The following is a 16,491-nucleotide window of genomic DNA, read 5'->3' as shown; positions in this document are numbered from 1 at the left end:
CGGCGACGCCGCGGCCCCGGGGAGGGGACCGCGGCGTCGCCGGTCGTGGCGGGTGCTACTTCGTGAAGGTGACGAGCGTGCCGCCCACCGTGCCGCCGCCGACGTCCACGCTGACCGTCTTGCACGAGCCGGCGTAGGACTTCGGGGTCCGCCAGTTCACCTGGTACCAGCCGTCCCCGAGGTTCTGCAGGCCACCGGCGGTCTCCTCGCGCGGCAGGTCCGGGGTGGTGCCCGCACCGCAGGCCGCGGTGCGCGCGGTCACGGTCGCCGCCTTCAGGTCCGTCACCGGTGCGCCGTCGTGGCCGACGACGCGCCACTTCAGCGGGACGGTGCGCCCGGCGTTGACGGTGTTCTGCCCGCCGGTGGACACCGGCCCGTCGAAGTTCCCGAACTCGTGGGCGGGGGCGCCGGTGTAGAGGATGCTCGGGGCCTTCGGCTGCTGCATGCCCACACCCAGGTGGAAGGAGGTGTGCGGCGGCTGGTTGTAGCCGACGTTCTGCCAGGCCACCCCGAGGCGGTACACCGGGTCGTGCATGAGCGTGCGGATCCGGTGCTCCGTGACGTCCGTGGTCGTGTAGATGCGCAGCTCCTGCGAGTCCGCGGAGCGCCACACGACCTCCTCGCGCCAGTCGCCGAACAGGTCGGCCTGCACGGCGGGGTTCGCCTTGGTGCTGTTGCTCGACGACGCCCCGGTGGCGGTCAGGAGGTTGTCCGTCGTCGACGTGTTCCAGTTCCACTTGTCGATGCGGTTGGAGTCCTGCAGCTCCCGCAGCAGGTCACCGTCCCACCAGACGCCGAAGTTCGTCGAGGACGGCACCCTGTCGGCGATCTGCTCGCCCCGGGCGTTGAACAGCGCGCTCACCTGCTGCTGCTGGGCGTTGGTGATGTTCGACGCCCACGCCTCGCTGCCGGGGTGGCGCGGGTCGATGTCCACGGCGAGCCCGCGGCCGGTGTCGACGCCGGTGCGCTTGCCCCACAGGATCTCCCCGGTTTCGGCGTCCCGGAGCGCGAAGCCGTACGGGGCGTCGGTGTGCTCCTGCACCGCGAACGTCTCCAGCCCGGGACGGGCGGGGTCGTGGTCGGCGAGGTGCAGGGCGTCGCCGTGGCCGAGCCTCGTGTTGTACAGCGGCGTGCCGTCGTCGTCGACCGCCATCGCGCCGAAGGTGATCTCGTCCTTGCCGTCGCGGTCCACGTCGGCGACGGAGAGGTTGTGGTTGCCCTGCCCGGCGTACTCCGCCAGGCCGTCCTCGTTCGTGTCGAACCTCCACCGCTTGACGATCTTCCCGTCGGTGAAGTCGTACGCCGCCAGCACCGTGCGGGTGTAGTACCCGCGGCTGAAGACCATGCTCGGCCGTTCGCCGTCGAGGTAGGCGACCCCGGCGAGGAAGCGGTCGACGCGGTTGCCGTACGCGTCGCCCCAGGACGCCACGTCCCCGCGGGGCGGGTCGTAGGGCATGGTGTCACGCGCGGCACCGGTGCGGCCGTCGAAGACGGTGAGGAACTCGTCGCCCAGCAGGACGTACCCGGTGGAGTTGCGGTGGTCCACCCCCGCCCTGCCGATGACCTTCCCGGTGCCGTCGACGGTGCCGTCGGCGGTCTTCAGCGCCACCTCGGCCCTCCCGTCGAGGTCGAGGTCCTGGACGAGGAACTGGGTGTAGTGCGCGCCGGCGCGGATGTTCGGGCCGAGGCCGATGCGCCACATCCGCGTGCCGTCCAGCCGGTACGCGTCGAGGAGCACCTCGCCGGTGTAGCCGGCCTGGGAGTTGTCCTTGGCGTTGCTGGGGTCCCACTTCACGACGACCTCGTACGTGCCGTCGCCGTCGAGGTCCCCGACGCTCGCGTCGCCCGCGCTGTAGGTGTAGGGCTGCCCGTCCCTGGTGTAGCCGTCGGCGGGCTTGTCCAGCTCCACCGGCAGGTACTGCTCCCCCCGGACGCCGAACTCCTTCGTGCCCGGGCGCTCCACCCCGCCGCTGACCGGCACGACGCGGTACCTCGACGTGGCCGTCCCGGCCGGGTCGAGGAGGTTCGTGGCGCCGGTCACGGGGGCCTGGGTGATGCGGGTGCCGTCGCGGTAGACGTGGAAACCGAGGTCCGCGGGGTCCAGGCCGAGCAGGCGCCAGCCGACGTACACGCCCTTCTCCGTCGTGACGGCGACCGGCGCGCGGTCCAGGAACTCCATCGGCCGCTTCAGGACGGTGACCGCGGGGGTCTCCACCGGCGCGGACTGCTCCGAGACCCCACCGGCGTTGACCGCGGCGACGCGGTAGAAGTACGGGATCGTGGTCAGGACCGTGGTGTCGGTGAAGCGCGGCTCGGCGCTGCGGCCGACGAGGGTGTACGGCCCGTCCTGCTTCGTGGCCCGGTACACCCGGTACGAGCGGGCCGCGGCGTCCCCGGTCCAGGTGAGGGTGAGGGACTTCTTCTGCACGTCGGTGGCGCTCAGCCCCGTGGGCACGGGCGCCTTCGCCACCGCCGGGTCGATCATCGGCACGAGCAGCGGCGCCGACGGCACGGACTCCAGCCCGGCGGCGTCGACGGACGTGACGCGGTAGGAGTGCTCGATGCCGAGGTCGGCGGTGGCGTCGGTGAACGTGGTGCCGGTGACCTCCCCGAGCAGCGCCGGCCTGGCCGCACCGGGCTCGCCGCGGTACACGCGGTACTTCACCGCGCCCTCGGCCGCGGTCCACGACAGCGCCGCGGTGGCGGGGTCCTCCTCCAGGGACTTCGAGTCCAGCGTGACCGCCGCGGGTGCCAGCAGCAGCGGGGTGATCTCCAGGCCGTTGAGGTGGGCGGTCGCCCCCGAGACGGTGAAGTTCAGCTGGCCGTCGGTCACCGCGACCTCGTTGACGACCTTCTCCGCGGTACCCCGCGAGGCGTTGGCGGCGCCGTGGTCCTTGCCCTCGATGCGGACGTTGCTGCGCACCGTCCCCGAGAGGTCGCCGTGGTAGGACTTCACGGCGTAGGTGCCGTTGGGCAGGTCGACCCTGAACTCGTAGGAGTTGTTGAAGTACGCGACGAAGTCCCGGCGCAGGTCGTCCACCGCCGCGCCGCGGTCGCGGTCGATCATCGCGGCGGTGTTGCCCACGAGGCCGTACTTCTTCTCCGGCGTGTACACGTCCGCCCGCGTGACCCCGGTGTAGCCGGCGGCGACGGGCGCCCCGGCCGGGCCGAAGTCGAAACGCAGGTTCGCCGAGCGGGTCGTGAACGTGACCGCCTCGGAGGGGGCGGACTCGCCGCGGCCGTTGACCGCCACGACCCGCACGGAGTACGCCGCGCCCTCCGCCAGACCCCCGACCGGCTGCGAGGGCACCGTCGTGGCGCCCACGAGGGTCCAGGCGCCGTCCGGCTCCGCGGCCTTCTTGCGGTACACCCGGTACACGTCGGCGCCGGCGGCGGGGTTCCAGCGGGCGGTCGCGGCGGCGTTGCTGATGCTGCCGACGGCGAGGCCCTCGACCTTCGCGGGGACGGCCGCGGGCGGCTCCACCTCCCGCACCTGCTGGCCCAGCGGCAGCGGGGAGCCCTTCGTCAGGGTGGCGACGAGCCGGGCGATCTGGATGGCGCCGTACTCCTGGAAGTGGGTGTTGTCCTCCACGCCGTTGATCCACGCCTGGTAGATCCCGGGCTGGGCGTGCAGGAACACCGCCTTGGTGCCCTCGGGGCCGACCTCGTCGTAGAAGGCGCGGCTGGCGGCGGACAGGTCCAGCAGCGTCGCCCCCGTCTCGGTGGCGACCTCCTTCATCGCCTGCACGTACTCGGGGAAGCTGACGTTGAACCTCCCGGTGCCGGCGTCGAAGTCGCGCCGGCCCACCGGCGTGACCAGGACGGGCGTCGCGCCGCGCTGGCGGGCGCCCTCGACGTACACCTTCAGGTAGTTCTTGTAGTCCGCGGGGGAGGCGTAGCGCTCGGGGCGGCTCACGGTGGCGTCGTTGTGCCCGAACTGCACGAAGAAGTAGTCCCCGGGGCGGATGTTGCGCAGCACCTCGTCGAGACGGCCCTCCACCAGGAACGACTTGGAGCTGCGCCCGCCGATGGACCTGTTCTCGAAGACCACCCGGTCGCTGAAGAAGCGGGGGATCATCTGCCCCCAGCCGGCCTCGGGCTTCCAGTACGGGTCGTACGTCTGGACGGTGGAGTCCCCCGCGAGCCACGCCGTCGGCTTCTCCCCGGCGGTGCGCGCATCCCTGCGGGTGATGACCAGGCCGTTGAGGTTCGGGTTCGCGCCGGTCAGGTCCAGGTCGAGGCGGCCGTCGACGAGGGCGATGTCGAAGCTCATCTCCAGGTGCTGCCCCGCCGCCTTCGCGGTCGTCTGCACCTTCTGGATGCTCTCGGCCCTGATCGCGATCTCGGTGGGGCCCGTCGCGTCCCCGGCGACCAGGGAGACGGTGTAGTCGGCGTTCGGCAGGTCCACCGAGAACGTCGTGTCCCGCGCCGTCACGAAGTCCGAGCGCAGCGCGTCGGGGCCACCCCGGTCGGTGCCCGTGACCTTCGAGGGGTCGGTGAAGCCGAACGCGCCGGGGGAGTACGCCGTGCCGGCCTCGACCTTCGTGTGGTCCGCGGCGGTGGCGCCGGGACCGAAGTCGAGCCGCAGCGAGGCGCCCGGGGCGACCTCCACCGCGGCGGCGGGCAGGACGGGGCTGATGCAGGTGGCCGCCAGGGCGATCACCGGGACGGCGAGGAGCGAGCGGGGGGTGCGGGGTGGTGCCATGGCGGCGGGGCTCCGATCGGCGGTGGTGCGGGAGTGGGCGGCGCGGGCGGGCCCTGCGGGCAGGCCGGCGGGAGGGAGGGCCGGGCGGGCCCTCCCCTGCGGGGAGGCGGATCGGGTCTGCGGGTGCTCAGGCGGGCGCGGCGACCACGACGTCGACCGGCGCCGACACCAGCGAGGTCACCCCCCGGCCGTCCACCGCTGTCACGGTGTACGACCAGCGGCCAGGGCGCAGTCCCTTGTCACCGGAACGGGTGCCGCGGGTCTCCTCCACCAGCTCCGGGGTGCCGCCGGCCGCGGTGCGGTGCACCCGGTACGCCACGGCGCCGGGGACCGGCTGCCACTGCAGGGACGCGGTCGCGGTGGCGGTGTCCTCGTGCCACTGGACCCTGCGCAGCTCCGGGGCGGCCGGGGTGGGCAGCACCGCGGTGACCTCGATGCCGTTGACGTGGGCGCTGTCCCCGGCGAAGGCGAGGTCGAGCCTCCCGTCGGTGACGCGCACGTCGTTGACGATCTTCTCGTTGACGGTGCGCTTCTGGGCGACCGAGGTGCCGCGGGCGACGCCCTCCACCATGACGCTCGTGCGCGAGACCTCGGTGAAGTCCCCGTGCCAGGTGCGGACCGCGTACACCCCGTTCGGCACGTCGACGGTGAACCCGTACGCCGCGCCGGGGGAGGCGAGGAAGTCCCGCTGCACCGCGTCGCCCACCTCGGGGCGGTCCCCGGCGACAGGGGTGCCGCCGGCGGTCAGGCCGTACCCGCGGGCGGCGGTGTACGCCGAGGTGGGGTCGATCCCCGTCCAGCCGGCGGGGACCGTCGCGCCGGCCGGGCCGAGGTCGAAGCGGTGCAGCGCCGCCGGGGTGCTCAGGTGGACCGTGGTCGCGGAGGACTCGCCGCGGTCGTTGGCCGCGACCACGCGCACGTCGTACCGCGTGGCCTCGCGCATCCCGCCGAGGTGGACGACGGGGACGGTGGAGGTGCTCACCAGGCGGAACGCGCCCGAGGGCTGACCGGACTCCCGGCGGTAGATCCGGTACAGGTCCGCGCCGGCCGAGGCCTCCCACTGCAGGACCGCCCCGCCCGCCGAGACGCTGCCGACGCGGACGCCGCGCGGGGCGGTGGGCACCGCGGCGGGCGGCGGGGGCGTGCGGACCTCGCGGGCCAGCGGGACGTCCAGCTCGGCGAGGCCCTCGCCGACCATCCGGGCGAGCTGCCTCGCCCCGTACTCCTGGAAGTGGGTCTGGTCCTCCAGGCCCTGCGGGTACGCGGGGTACACCCCCGGCGGCACGTAGAGGAACGCCGACAGGGTGCCCTCCGGACCGATCTCGTCGTACCAGGCGACGCTGCGGGCGCTGAGGTCCACCAGCGGCACGTCGAGCTCCGCCGCCAGCTCCTCCATCTTCGCGACGTACTCGGGGAAGCTCGGCTCGAACTTCCCCGTCGTCGGCTCGTACACCCGCCGGCCCATCGGCGTCACCAGCACGGGGACGGCGCCGCGCTGGCGGGCGCCCTCGACGTAGGTGCGCAGGAACTCCTTGAACTGCTCCGGCGTGGCGTACCGGGCGGGCCGCTGCGGGGTGGAGTCGTTGTGCGCGAACTGCACCAGCAGGTGGTCGCCCGGCCGGATGCCGAGCAGGATGTCGTCGAGGCGGCCCTCGAAGATGAAGGAGCGGGAGCTGCGCCCGCCGATGGCGCGGTTGTCCACGCGCACGTTCCCGCTGAGGTAGCGCGGCAGCTCCTGGCCCCAGCCGGCCTGCGGGGCGGTGGCCTCCCCGTAGGTCATCACGGTGGAGTCGCTCGCCAGGTAGACGGTGGGCTTCTCGCCGCGCTCGCGGGTGGGCAGCCGGGTCACGACGACGGCGGCGAGGTTCGCGGCGGTGCCGCCGATCTCCAGGTCGAGCCGCCCGTCCACGAGGGCGATGTCGAAGGACGTCTCCAGGAACTGCCCCGCGGCCCGCCGGGTGGCGGGGACCTTCTCGATGGTCTCCGCGACGACGCGCACGTCCGTGGCCCCGGCGGCGTCCCCGGCGACGAGGCTCACCCGGTAGTCGGCGCTCGGCAGGTCCAGCCGCAGTTCCGTGCTGGCGACCCGGGTGAAGTCCGAGCGCAGGGGGTCGGCGGTGCCCCGGTCCACACCCGTCACCTTCGAGGGGTCCGCCCAGCCGAGGCCGGTGGCGGGGGAGTAGGCCGTGGTGGCGTCGAGGCGCCGGTAGCCCCCGGCCAGCGCGCCGGGCCCGGCGTCCAGCCGCAGGACCTCGGTGGCCCCCGTGGTCGCGGTGGTGGTCGCGGGGGGTTCCGCGCCGGCGGCCGCCGGGGCCGTCAGGCCGGTCACCGCCAGCGCGACGGCGGGCAGGGCGAGGGCGGGGCGCAGGGGGCGGTGCGACGGTGCCATGGACGGCGACTCCGATCGACGGTGACAGGAGGAGCGCTGACGGGCGGCGATCGGGAGACCGCTTTCCGTGTAACGTTTCAGGAGTATCGTCGCGCCGCTCGGCGGGTGTCAACACCCAGCTCTCGCAACGCACCCGGGCGCTCGCGCTGCGTGCTCGCGGGCCGTCGCGGTGACCGCGCTCCCACCGGGGCGATAGTTTCTCGCCCGTGCACCTGTCCACCCGCTCCTGGGGCTCCGGTGAGCGCTGCGCCGTCCTCCTCCACGGCATGACCTCCGACTCCGGTGCCTGGCACCGCGTCGCACCGCGCCTCGCCGAGGCCGGCTACGCCTGTGTCGCCGTGGACCTGCCGGGGCACGGCTCCAGCCCCCGCGGCGGCTACACCCTCGCCGGGTGCGTCGAGGCGCTCCTGGACACCGTCCCCGCCCGCCCCGCCCTCGCCGTCGGCCACTCCTTCGGAGGGCTCGTGCTCTCCGCCGCCGTGAGCAGGCTGCAGCCCGGCGCCGCCGTCTACGTCGACCCGCCCTGGCACCTCGGCCCCGGCACCGACCCCGCCACCCTCGAGCGCTTCCGCCTCGCGCCCGCCCGGACGGGGGAGCAGCTCGCGCGGGAGAACCCCCGCTGGAGCCCCAGCGACCTGCACTACGTCCTCGCCGGGCGCAGCCGCTGGGACCCCGCCTCCCTCACCCTGCTCGACGAGGTGCGGCGCACCGGCCCCTCCCTGCCCACCACGGCGCCCGTGCCCTCCCTCGTGGTGCGCGCCGACGGCAGCGAGTGCGTCGGCGACGCCGAGACCGCACACCTGCGCCGCGCCGGGTTCACCGTGCGCACCGTCGCCGCCGCCGGGCACAGCGTCTTCCGCGACGACCTCGAGGGCTTCCTCGCCGCGCTCGACGGGTTCGCCGACACCCCCGCCCGCTGAGCCCGCCCCTCAGCGCAGCGAGGCGAACACGTCGTCCAGCGGCGCACCCGGGGTGCGGCCGCGCTCGGTGAACCACTCCCGGCCCAGCAGCGCCGCGAACACCGGCCGCGGCAGCCGCAGCAGCAGCGCCAGGCCCCGCGTCCCCGAGTCCGACGCCGCCTGGCTCGCGTGCGCGGCCAGCGCCGCCCGCTTGGCGTCCAGGTGGGCGCGCACGTCCACCCGGTGGGTCAGGTCCTCCCGCGCCGTGAACGCCTCCCCGAGCCGGTGCGCCAGCAGGTCGGTGTCCAGCCGCGGCACCAGCCGGGCCAGGCGCAGCGCGCGCCGCACCAGCGTGCGGTCCACCGTCGCCTCCAGCACCAGCGGGGTGCCCGCCAGCTCCGCGGCCCGCACCCCCACCCGGTGCACCTGCACGTGGTCCGGGTGGCCGTAGCCGCCGGCCGGGTCGTACACCGTCACCGCGTCGGCGCGCTCCTCCGCCAGCACCGCCGCGAGCCCCGCGGCCGCCCCGTCCACGTCCAGCGCGCTGAAACCGGTGCTACCCGGCCGCGCGGCGCTGGAGCCCCACCCCGAGTCGGCGTGGCCCAGCCGCACCACCCGCGCGCACCCCAGCGCCGCCGCCGCGCGCTCCAGCTCCGCCGCCCGGGCCGTGCCCAGGTCCCCCGAGCGCCGCACCGACTCCGACGTCGGTCCCGCGTCCCCGTCCGTCGCGGTCACCAGCACCACGCGGTGACCCTCCGCGGCGGCCCGCGCGAGCGTCCCGCCGGTCAGCAGCGCCTCGTCGTCGGGGTGGGCGTGGAAGGACACGACGGTGAACGGCACCGGCACAGCCTCCCAGCCGCCCTCCCGGCCCCCCGCACCCCGCCCGGCGTCCCCCTTCCGGTGTGCCCGAACGGTCACCCTGTGCGACCTGCGGGTCCACCACGGCGTCCATCCGGTTCCTTCACGCGCGCCCCGGCCGAGGGGAGGTCCGCACCTCGTACCGTGGACCCCGCTGCGCCCGGCGCAGCCTGGACCCGGCGCCGACCCGCCCGGGCCAGCGGTCCGCAGCAGCCCCCGGCGCGGGGGCGGTGCACCAGAGACGCAGGAGCCGCCTTGACCGCACCCGCCGCCGACCCCGTGGCGCTGCCGGGCACGACGCCCGCAGCGCGGTGGGCGCCGCCCGGCGAGCGGTCCACGGCGCGGCGCGCCGGCCGCACGCTCCTGTCCCTGCTCGCCCTCGCGGTCGCCGCCACCCTGGTCGCCCTCGTGCCCCGCGCCGCCGGCACCAGCTGGGCCGCCGTCGTCGGGGTCGTCTCCCGGGTGCCCCCCACCACCGGGGTGGCGCTGCTCGGGCTGTGGCTGGCGGGGCTGTGGTGCTACACCGGCGTGCTCACCGCCGCCATGCCCGGCCTGACGCGGCGGCGCGCCCTCCTGCTCAACCTCTCCGGCAGCGCGGTGGCGAACGTCCTGCCGCTGGGCGGTGCCGCCGGGGTCGCCCTCAACGCGGCCATGACCACCTCCTGGGGCCACACGCGCCGCGAGACCGCCGCCTTCACCGTCGTCTCCAACGTCGTCGACGTCGCGAGCAAGGTCCTCGTCGCCGGCACGGTCCTCGCCGTCGCCCTGGTCTCCTGGCACGCGAGCGGCGCCCAGCCGGTCCGGGGCGCCCGCGCCCTGCTCCTCACGTGCGGCGTGGTGGGCCTGCTGGGCGCGCTGCTCCTGGTCAGCGACCGCGTGTCCGTGCTGCTGGGCCGCCTCCTGCAGGCCGTCACCGGCGCCGCGGCCGCGCTGCGGGCCCGCCTGCGCGGCACCGCCCGCCCCCCGGCCCGTCCCGGCGTCGACCTGCCCGCGTTCCGGCGCGACACCGTCGCGGCCCTGCGCGGGCGCTGGCGGCAGTTCGGCGCCGGCGCCCTGGGCTACCTGCTGCTGCAGGCCCTCCTGCTCGCCGGCTGCCTGCACGCCGGGGGCGCTCCGGCGGGCGCCGCGCTCGTCCTCGTCGCCTTCGCCGTGGACCGGCTCGCCACCATGCTGCCGATCACGCCCAGCGGCACCGGCTTCGCCGAGGCCGGCAGCACCGCCGTCCTCGTCGCGGCGGGGGTGCCCGCCACGTCGGCCGTCGCCGGGGTCCTGCTCTACCGCGCGTTCGTGGTGCTGCTGGAGATCCCCGTCGGCGGGCTGGCCCTCGCCGGCTGGCTGCTGCACCGCCGGGCGGGGAAGGCCGCCCGGTGAGGGTCCTCCACGTCACCGACTGCTACCTCCCGCGGCTCGGCGGCATCGAGACGCACGTGCACGACCTCGCGGCGGTCCAGCGCGCCGCCGGGCTGGACGTCCACGTCCTCACCGCCACCCCCGCCGGCGAGCCCGCGCAGGAGACCGCGGCGCCCGGCACGCCGGTGGTGCGGCTGCCCGTGCGGGGCCTGCTGGACCCCCGCGGGGGCCCGGCGCTGCTGCGCTCGGCGCTGCGGGCACCGGACGCCGACGTCGTGCACGTGCACTCCTCCGTCGTCTCGCCGCTGGCGTGGGCCGCGGCCCGGCAGGCGTGCGCCCTGGGCCTGCCCGTCGTCCTGACCCTGCACTCCATGGTCCGCGACGGCGCCGCGACCGCCGCGATGCGCGCCGCCCTCGGCGCCCCCGCGGTGTCCGCGATCCGCTGGACCGCCGTCAGCCGGGTCGCCGCCCGGCCCCTGCAGGAGGCCGTGGGCCGCCCGGTCAGCGTCCTGCACAACGGCATCGACCCGGCGGCGTGGCGCCCGCGGGAAGGGGCGCGCCCCGCCGGCGGGGGCGCCGTCACCCTGGTCAGCGCGCTGCGCTTCGCCCGGCGCAAGCGGCCGCACGCGCTGCTGCGGCTGCTGCAGCAGGCCCGGCGCGCGGTGGACCCGGCGGTGGGGCTGCGCGCCGTCCTGCTCGGCGACGGGCCGATGTGGGAGGCGGCGCGGCGGCGGGTGCACGCGGCGGGCATGGCCGGCTGGGTCGACATGCCGGGCCGGTGCAGCAGGGCCGAGGTGCGCCGGCACCTCGCCGCGGGGGACGTGTACCTGGCCCCGGCGCGGCTGGAGTCGTTCGGGCTGGCCGCGCTGGAGGCGCGCTGCGCGGGGCTGAGCGTCGTGGCGTTCGCGGGCAGCGGCGTGGAGGAGTTCGTGACGCCGGGCGTGGAGGGCTTCCTCGCCCGTGACGACGACGACATGGCCGCGGTCGTGGCGCGGCTGGCCTCCTCCCCGGACGTGCTGGCCCGGGTGCGGGCGCACAACCTCGCCACCGAGCCCGCCATGACCTGGCCGGCGGTGCTGCGGGTGGGCCTGGCGCAGTACGCCGCCGCCGGAGCGCCGCTGCGCACGCCCCGGCCGCGCTCCCGCACGATCGACGTGCGCGCGGCGCTGGCGGACGCGGAGCTGGTGGCGTCACAGCGGGGCCGCCACACCTGAGCGGCGACCCGGGCGGCGGGTTCCCGGGTGGCGCCCGCCGTCGGTCCGGGCGCCGTCAGTCCAGACCGTGGGCCTGGCGGTAGCGCCGCCGGACCTCCTCCGGCAGCTTGCCCACCGCGCTCACCTCGATGCCCTCCCGGCGCGCCCACGCCCGCACCACCTGCGGGTCGGTGCGCCCACCCGTGGCGGCACCGCGCCCCGCCGGTGCCGCGGCCGGCGCCGGCGCCGCGCCGAGCGGGCCCGGGGAGGGCAGCGCGGTGACGTCCACCCCCAGCTCGCGGGCCGCGTCCGCCACGTGCGCGTGGTGCGTCAGCACGATGACCTGCAGGTCGTCCCCGAGGCGTGCCAGGACCCGCAGGGCGGCGGCGACGCGCTCCTCGTCGAACGTCATGAGCACGTCGTCGAGGACCACGGGCAGGTCCCGGCCCGTGGTGGCGACCAGTGCGCGGTGCTGGCGTGCGATCGCCGCCAGGCGCAGCGCGAGGAAGACCTGGTCGGCCGTCCCCTCCGAGAGCCCGTCCCCGGCGAGGACCTCCCTCCCGTCGGCGCGGCGCACCCACAGCGTGCGCCGCCCGCCGTCGTCGGCCGCGCGCAGCGCGCTCCAGCGCCCCCCGGTCAGCGCGGACAGCAGGGCCCCGGCCTCCTCGAGCAGGGGGTTGGCGTGCCGCGCGGCGAACTCCTCGAGCTGCTCGCGCAGCAGCCGCCGCTGGAGGTCCACGACGACGAACCGCTCGGTGGCCTCCGCCAGCCCCGCCAGCGCCTCGGCGCAGCGGGCGGCGAGCACGTTGGCGTCGGCGGCGCGCTCGAGCTTCTCGAGGGCGCTGCGCGCGGCGCCGGTCGCCTGCTGGGCGGACGTCAGGGCCCGGTCGGCCTCGTCGCGGGCCCGCGCGAGCTGGTCCGCGTCCGCCTGCACGTCGACGTCGTCGCGCTCGGCCAGGCCCGCGAGCAGAACCTCCACGTCCGGGTGCGACTCCGCGAGCAGGGCGACGGCGGACGCCTCGTCCTCCTGCAGCCGCCGCACCCGCCCGCCCCGCTCCGCCGCGTCCGCCAGCGCCTCCTCGTCGGGGAGCGCGACGGCCGCCACGACCGGCCAGGGGGGCTCGGGGCTGCACCGCACGGCCGCCGAGCGCAGCCGCTCCAGCTCGGCCCCGGCGGCATCCAGCTCCTCCTCCACGAGCCGCTGCTCGTCCGCCAGCGCGGACAGCCTGCGGTCCAGGCCCGCGACGACCTCCTCGTTGGTGCGGCTGCCGCCCAGCCGGGCGCCGAGCCCGGCGAGCAGCGCCCGCGCGCCCGCGAGGTCGCAGGCCGCGCCGGGGTCCTCCCCGAGGCGGGCGGCGAGCCCGGCCACCCGCGCGAGGAAGTCCGCCACCCGGTCGGTGAGCACCCGCACGGACGCCTCGTGGTTCCGCTTGTGCTGCAGCGCCTCCGCGGCCCGCTCCAGGGTGGCCTGCCGCTGGGCCCAGCCCGCCGGCCCGGCACCCCCGGGCAGCCCCGCGGCGCCGGCGGCGGCGCGCCACTCCTCCTCGGCCGCGGCCAGGGCCGCCGCGGCGAGGCGGTGGTCCTCCTCGGCGTGCTCCCGGTCCCGCGTGCGCTCCTCCGCCACCGCGCGGCGCCCCCCGGCGGCGTCGGCCTCCGCGACGATCCGGCGTGCCGCCGCCAGGGCCACGTCGAGGTCGGGAGCCGCGGCACCCTCCGCGCCGGCGCGCTCCAGCGCCTCCCGGAGGGCGCCGAGCTGCACCTCCACGTCGCCGCGCAGCGCCTCGGCGCGGGCCCGGGCGGCCGCGGCCGCGGTGGTGGCCTCCCGGGCCTCGCCGAGGGAGCGCAGCACGTCGCCGAGCGCGTCGTCCCCGGGCACCGACACGCCGGCGTCGGCCCAGCGGCGCCGCCACGCCGCCTCCAGGTCCTGCCGCCGGGAGGCGGCCTCCCCGTGCGCCTCCTCCATGGTGCTCGCGTCCAGCTCGGCGCTGCGCAGCCGGCCCAGCAGCAGGTCGTGCCGGGCGGCGGCACCGGCGTCGGCCAGGAGCGCGTCGGTCACCGCGTCCAGGTGCGCGAGGGCGCGGTCGAGGGCCACGGCGGCCCCCGGGGTCAGCGGGCCGGCGGCGGACACCGCGGCCCACGCCTCGTCGCGGGCCGCGCGGGCGCTGCGCAGGTCCTCGGGCCGCACCCGCACCCGCTGCTCGTGCTCGGCGAGCTCGGCGGCGGCGGCCCTCGCCGTGGCGATCAGGCCGTGGAGCATCTCCTCCCGGTCCGCCGCCGCCTCGCGCGCCTGCCGGAGGGCGGCCAGCTCCCGGCGCAGCAGGGCCCCGTCGAGCACCGGCGCCGCGGCGGCCGGGTCCAGGGCACCGGCCGCGCTCGCGGCGCGCCGGGCCGTCGCCGCGTGCTCGTCCGCCTCGGTGAGGGCCGCGCGCCACCGCGCGGCCGCCGAGCCCTCCCCGGGGGACGCGGCGAGCAGGTCCCGCAGCGCCGTGACCGCGTCCTCGTCCGGCCCGGCCAGCGCCCCGGCGGCCTGCCGCTCCGCCGTCCGGCGCTCCGCGAGGTCCTCCCCGGCCTGCCGGGCGTCCTCGGCCAGCGCCGTGCAGCGCGCGGCGAGCGCGGTGAGGTCCGCGGCGCGGTCGGCGGGCACGCGGAGCTCCTCGAGCAGCTCCTCCGGTGCGGTGCCCGGCGCGGCCACGGCCCCGAGGTCGCGCAGCAGCGCCCCCGCCGAGGCCGCGGCCCCGTCCGCCGCGGCGGTCAGCTCACCGGCCCGCTCCGCGTCCTGCGCGCGGGCCTGCGCGGCGTCGCGGAGCTCGTCGATCTCCGCGCCCACCGCGAGCAGGCCGGCCTCCACGGGGCGGCCCTCCCGCTCGCGCAGCAGGGCGGCCCGCTCCGCGGACAGCCCGTCGAGCCGCGTGCGGGCGGCGCCCGCACGCCCGGACGCCTCGGCGTGGCGGTCCAGGTCGGCGCCGGTGAGCACCGCGCCGGCACCCAGCAGCTCCGCGACCGCGGCGCGCAGCCGCAGCAGCGTCCGCACCCGGGGCAGGTCGCGGGCGGTGCCGGCCGCCGCGTCCGCCGCCTTGCGGGCGGAGCGGGCGGCGGTGTCCGCGGCGGCGGCCTCCTCCTCGGCCGCGCGGAGCTCCTCGCGCGCGGCCTCGACGCCGCCGGCGCGGGTCTCGGCGCCCTCGAGGTCCTGCTGCGCCCTCCGCACCGCCTCCGCGCGCTCCTTGACGAGCACCCTGCTCGTCCGCTTGCGCCAGAGCCGGTCCGCCTCGCCGTCCAGCTCCGCCAGGACCGCGTCGACACCGCTGCCCTGGTGGGCGGTGTAGACGAGCGCGGCGAGGTCCCCGCCGCCGCCGAGGACGGCCCGCCCGCCCGCCCGCAGCTCCTCGTGGGAGAGGCCGAAACCCTGCAGCCAGCCGGTGCGCCCGTGGCTCTCGCTCCAGGGGGCCTCGACGGCCTGCCCGGCGCCGTCGCCGAGCCCGAGGGAGGTGCGCACGAGCTCGACGGCCCCGTCCGGCCCGTGCCACAGCGCGCCGACGCGCAGCATGGGCCGGGCGTAGTCGAACGCGTACGCCGGCTGCATCTCCAGGCCCCACAGCAGGTCGGCGATGGCGGCGAGCAGGGTGGACTTGCCCGCCTCGTTCGGGCCGCGGACGACCGTCACGGGACCGGGCAGGGCGACGACCGATCCCGTGAAGGCGCCGTAGCGCTCCAGCCGCACCTCGCGCAGGTGGCCGCGGGGGCGCGGGGTCCCGGCGGCGCTCACCGCAGGCCCCCGAGCCGCGCCTCGAGCTCGTCGGCGGCCTGCTGGGCGAGCGCCCGCAGGTCGTCGGGGTCGGCGAGGTCGAGCAGGCCGGCCTCGGCGAGGGGGCGGCCGACCTCCGTCCGCAGCAGCCTCAGGTCGCGGGTCATCGAGCTGGGGTCGGACACCCGTCGCGCGGCGGCGCGGCGCAGCGCCTCGGTGAACCCGTCGTCGAGGGCGGCGGCGGCCCGGGGGGTGCGGGCCCGCGAGCGCACCTTCTCGCACGTGACGCCGGTGACCTCCGCGACCTGCTCGACCTCCTCGCGCAGCCGTTCCGCGTCCGCGAGAGCGGCCGCGGCGGCGGTGCCGCCGACGAGCTCGGCCCGCACGACGAGGGGCAGGCCGTCCGCCCCGTCGCGGGCCGCCGCGAACGCCGCCTGCACCCGCTCGAGCACCTCCGGGTAGTCCGCGGCGCCGTCCACGTCCACGGTGAGCCGTTCCCAGCGGGCGACGTCGAGCGGGTGGAACGTCGTGCGCGCCTCGCCCCCGGGCTGCAGGTCCACGACGTAGGCGCCCTTGGGGCCGGTCTCGCGGGGGTGGCGGCCCTGGAGGTTGCCGGAGTAGGCGACGGTGTGCGGGCCGGCGGCGAGGACCCGGCGGATGTGGATGTGCCCGAGGGCCGTGTACTCGTAGCCGAGCGCGACGAGGTCGGCGACGGTGCAGGGGGCGTAGCGGGCGTGGTCGCCCTCGCTGCCCTCCACCGCCGCGTGCAGCACCCCGACGTTGACGAGACCGCCGACCCGGTCGGGGTAGGACGCCGCGAGGTTCGTGCCGACCGCCTTGGTGGCGTACCCCTGCCCGTGCACGGCGAGACCGCGGTCCTCGTCGAGCACGGTCTCGGCGGAGTCCACGGCGAAGACGTGGACGTTGGGCGGCAGCGTCAGGGAGTGCGTGATCTGGCTCTCCGCGTCGTGGTTGCCGGAGGCGAGGAAGACGCGGATCCCGGAGTCGGCGAGGCGGCGCATCTGCTGGGTGAAGAACCGGCCCGTGGCGTAGTCGTGCCAGGTGCCGTCGTAGAGGTCCCCGGCCAGGACGAGGGCGTCCACGCGCTGCTCCTCGCACAGGGCCACCAGGTTCTCCAGCGCCCGGCGGGTGGCGGCGCGCAGCAGCCGGGCGAGGTCGTCGTCGCCCAGGCGGGAGAGGCCCCGCAGCGGGGAGTCGAGGTGGATGTCGGCGGCGTGCACGATGCGCACGGTGGCCGGCGGGCGCGCCGCGGGGGGCCGGGACGCGGACGCGGCGTCGGTCATGCCCGGCACGGTAGGTGATGGCGGCGACAGACGTCGGCGCGGAAGGTCACG

8 protein-coding genes are annotated in these 16,491 nt (G+C 77.1%); 3 read left to right on the top strand and 5 right to left on the bottom strand.

All coding sequences use genetic code 11. The features are described from left to right. Positions 1–55 precede the first annotated feature (55 nt). Together ACYQBY_RS15510 and ACYQBY_RS15505 are read right to left on the bottom strand one after the other, a co-directional pair. Positions 56–4,705: a rhamnogalacturonan lyase family protein gene (locus ACYQBY_RS15510; protein WP_459644779.1), complete on the bottom strand. Its 4,650-nt coding sequence runs from the start codon at positions 4,703–4,705 to the stop codon at positions 56–58. 127 nt (positions 4,706–4,832) lie between these two features. After that, a complete protein-coding gene (locus ACYQBY_RS15505) occupies positions 4,833–7,094 on the bottom strand; it encodes a GDSL-type esterase/lipase family protein (RefSeq protein WP_459644778.1) in 2,262 nt (753 codons plus the stop codon). A gap of 206 nt (positions 7,095–7,300) precedes the next feature. Between ACYQBY_RS15505 and ACYQBY_RS15500 the strand changes: the two genes are divergently transcribed. Further along, on the top strand, positions 7,301–8,014 hold the full coding sequence (locus ACYQBY_RS15500) for an alpha/beta fold hydrolase (protein WP_459644777.1): 714 nt from the start codon (positions 7,301–7,303) through the stop codon (positions 8,012–8,014). A gap of 9 nt (positions 8,015–8,023) precedes the next feature. Here ACYQBY_RS15500 and ACYQBY_RS15495 read toward each other — a convergent pair whose 3' ends face one another. Then, positions 8,024–8,833: a PIG-L family deacetylase gene (locus ACYQBY_RS15495; protein WP_459644776.1), complete on the bottom strand. Its 810-nt coding sequence runs from the start codon at positions 8,831–8,833 to the stop codon at positions 8,024–8,026. Between the two features lie 273 nt (positions 8,834–9,106). Between ACYQBY_RS15495 and ACYQBY_RS15490 the strand changes: the two genes are divergently transcribed. Next, complete coding sequence (locus ACYQBY_RS15490) at positions 9,107–10,222, top strand: lysylphosphatidylglycerol synthase domain-containing protein (protein WP_459644775.1); 1,116 nt, start codon at positions 9,107–9,109, stop codon at positions 10,220–10,222. After that, entirely contained in the window at positions 10,219–11,415 is a 1,197-nt protein-coding gene (locus ACYQBY_RS15485) for a glycosyltransferase family 4 protein (protein WP_459644774.1), read from the top strand. Before ACYQBY_RS15490 ends, ACYQBY_RS15485 begins: the two co-directional genes overlap by 4 nt. Positions 11,416–11,470: 55 nt before the next feature. Here ACYQBY_RS15485 and ACYQBY_RS15480 read toward each other — a convergent pair whose 3' ends face one another. Continuing rightward, positions 11,471–15,157 carry an AAA family ATPase gene (locus ACYQBY_RS15480; protein WP_459644773.1) on the bottom strand — a complete coding sequence of 1,229 codons (3,687 nt, stop codon included), beginning with the start codon at positions 15,155–15,157 and terminating at the stop codon, positions 11,471–11,473. Next, positions 15,154–16,440 carry a metallophosphoesterase family protein gene (locus ACYQBY_RS15475; RefSeq protein ID WP_459644772.1) on the bottom strand — a complete coding sequence of 429 codons (1,287 nt, stop codon included), beginning with the start codon at positions 16,438–16,440 and terminating at the stop codon, positions 15,154–15,156. The genes ACYQBY_RS15480 and ACYQBY_RS15475 overlap by 4 nt, the downstream gene beginning before the upstream one ends. Positions 16,441–16,491: the final 51 nt, after the last annotated feature.

This window comes from Kineococcus anabasis, assembly GCF_054590795.1.
Note: the sequence above shows the minus strand (reverse complement) of the source record. Positions and strands in the feature narration are given on the sequence as shown.

What these genes read in the sequence shown, in the direction of transcription:
- ACYQBY_RS15475 (WP_459644772.1), bottom strand. Translation starts at nt 16,440, where the DNA reads ATGACCGACGCCGCGTCCGCGTCCCGGCCCCCCGCGGCGCGCCCGCCG.
- ACYQBY_RS15510 (WP_459644779.1), bottom strand. Translation starts at nt 4,705, where the DNA reads ATGGCACCACCCCGCACCCCCCGCTCGCTCCTCGCCGTCCCGGTGATC.
- ACYQBY_RS15505 (WP_459644778.1), bottom strand. Translation starts at nt 7,094, where the DNA reads ATGGCACCGTCGCACCGCCCCCTGCGCCCCGCCCTCGCCCTGCCCGCC.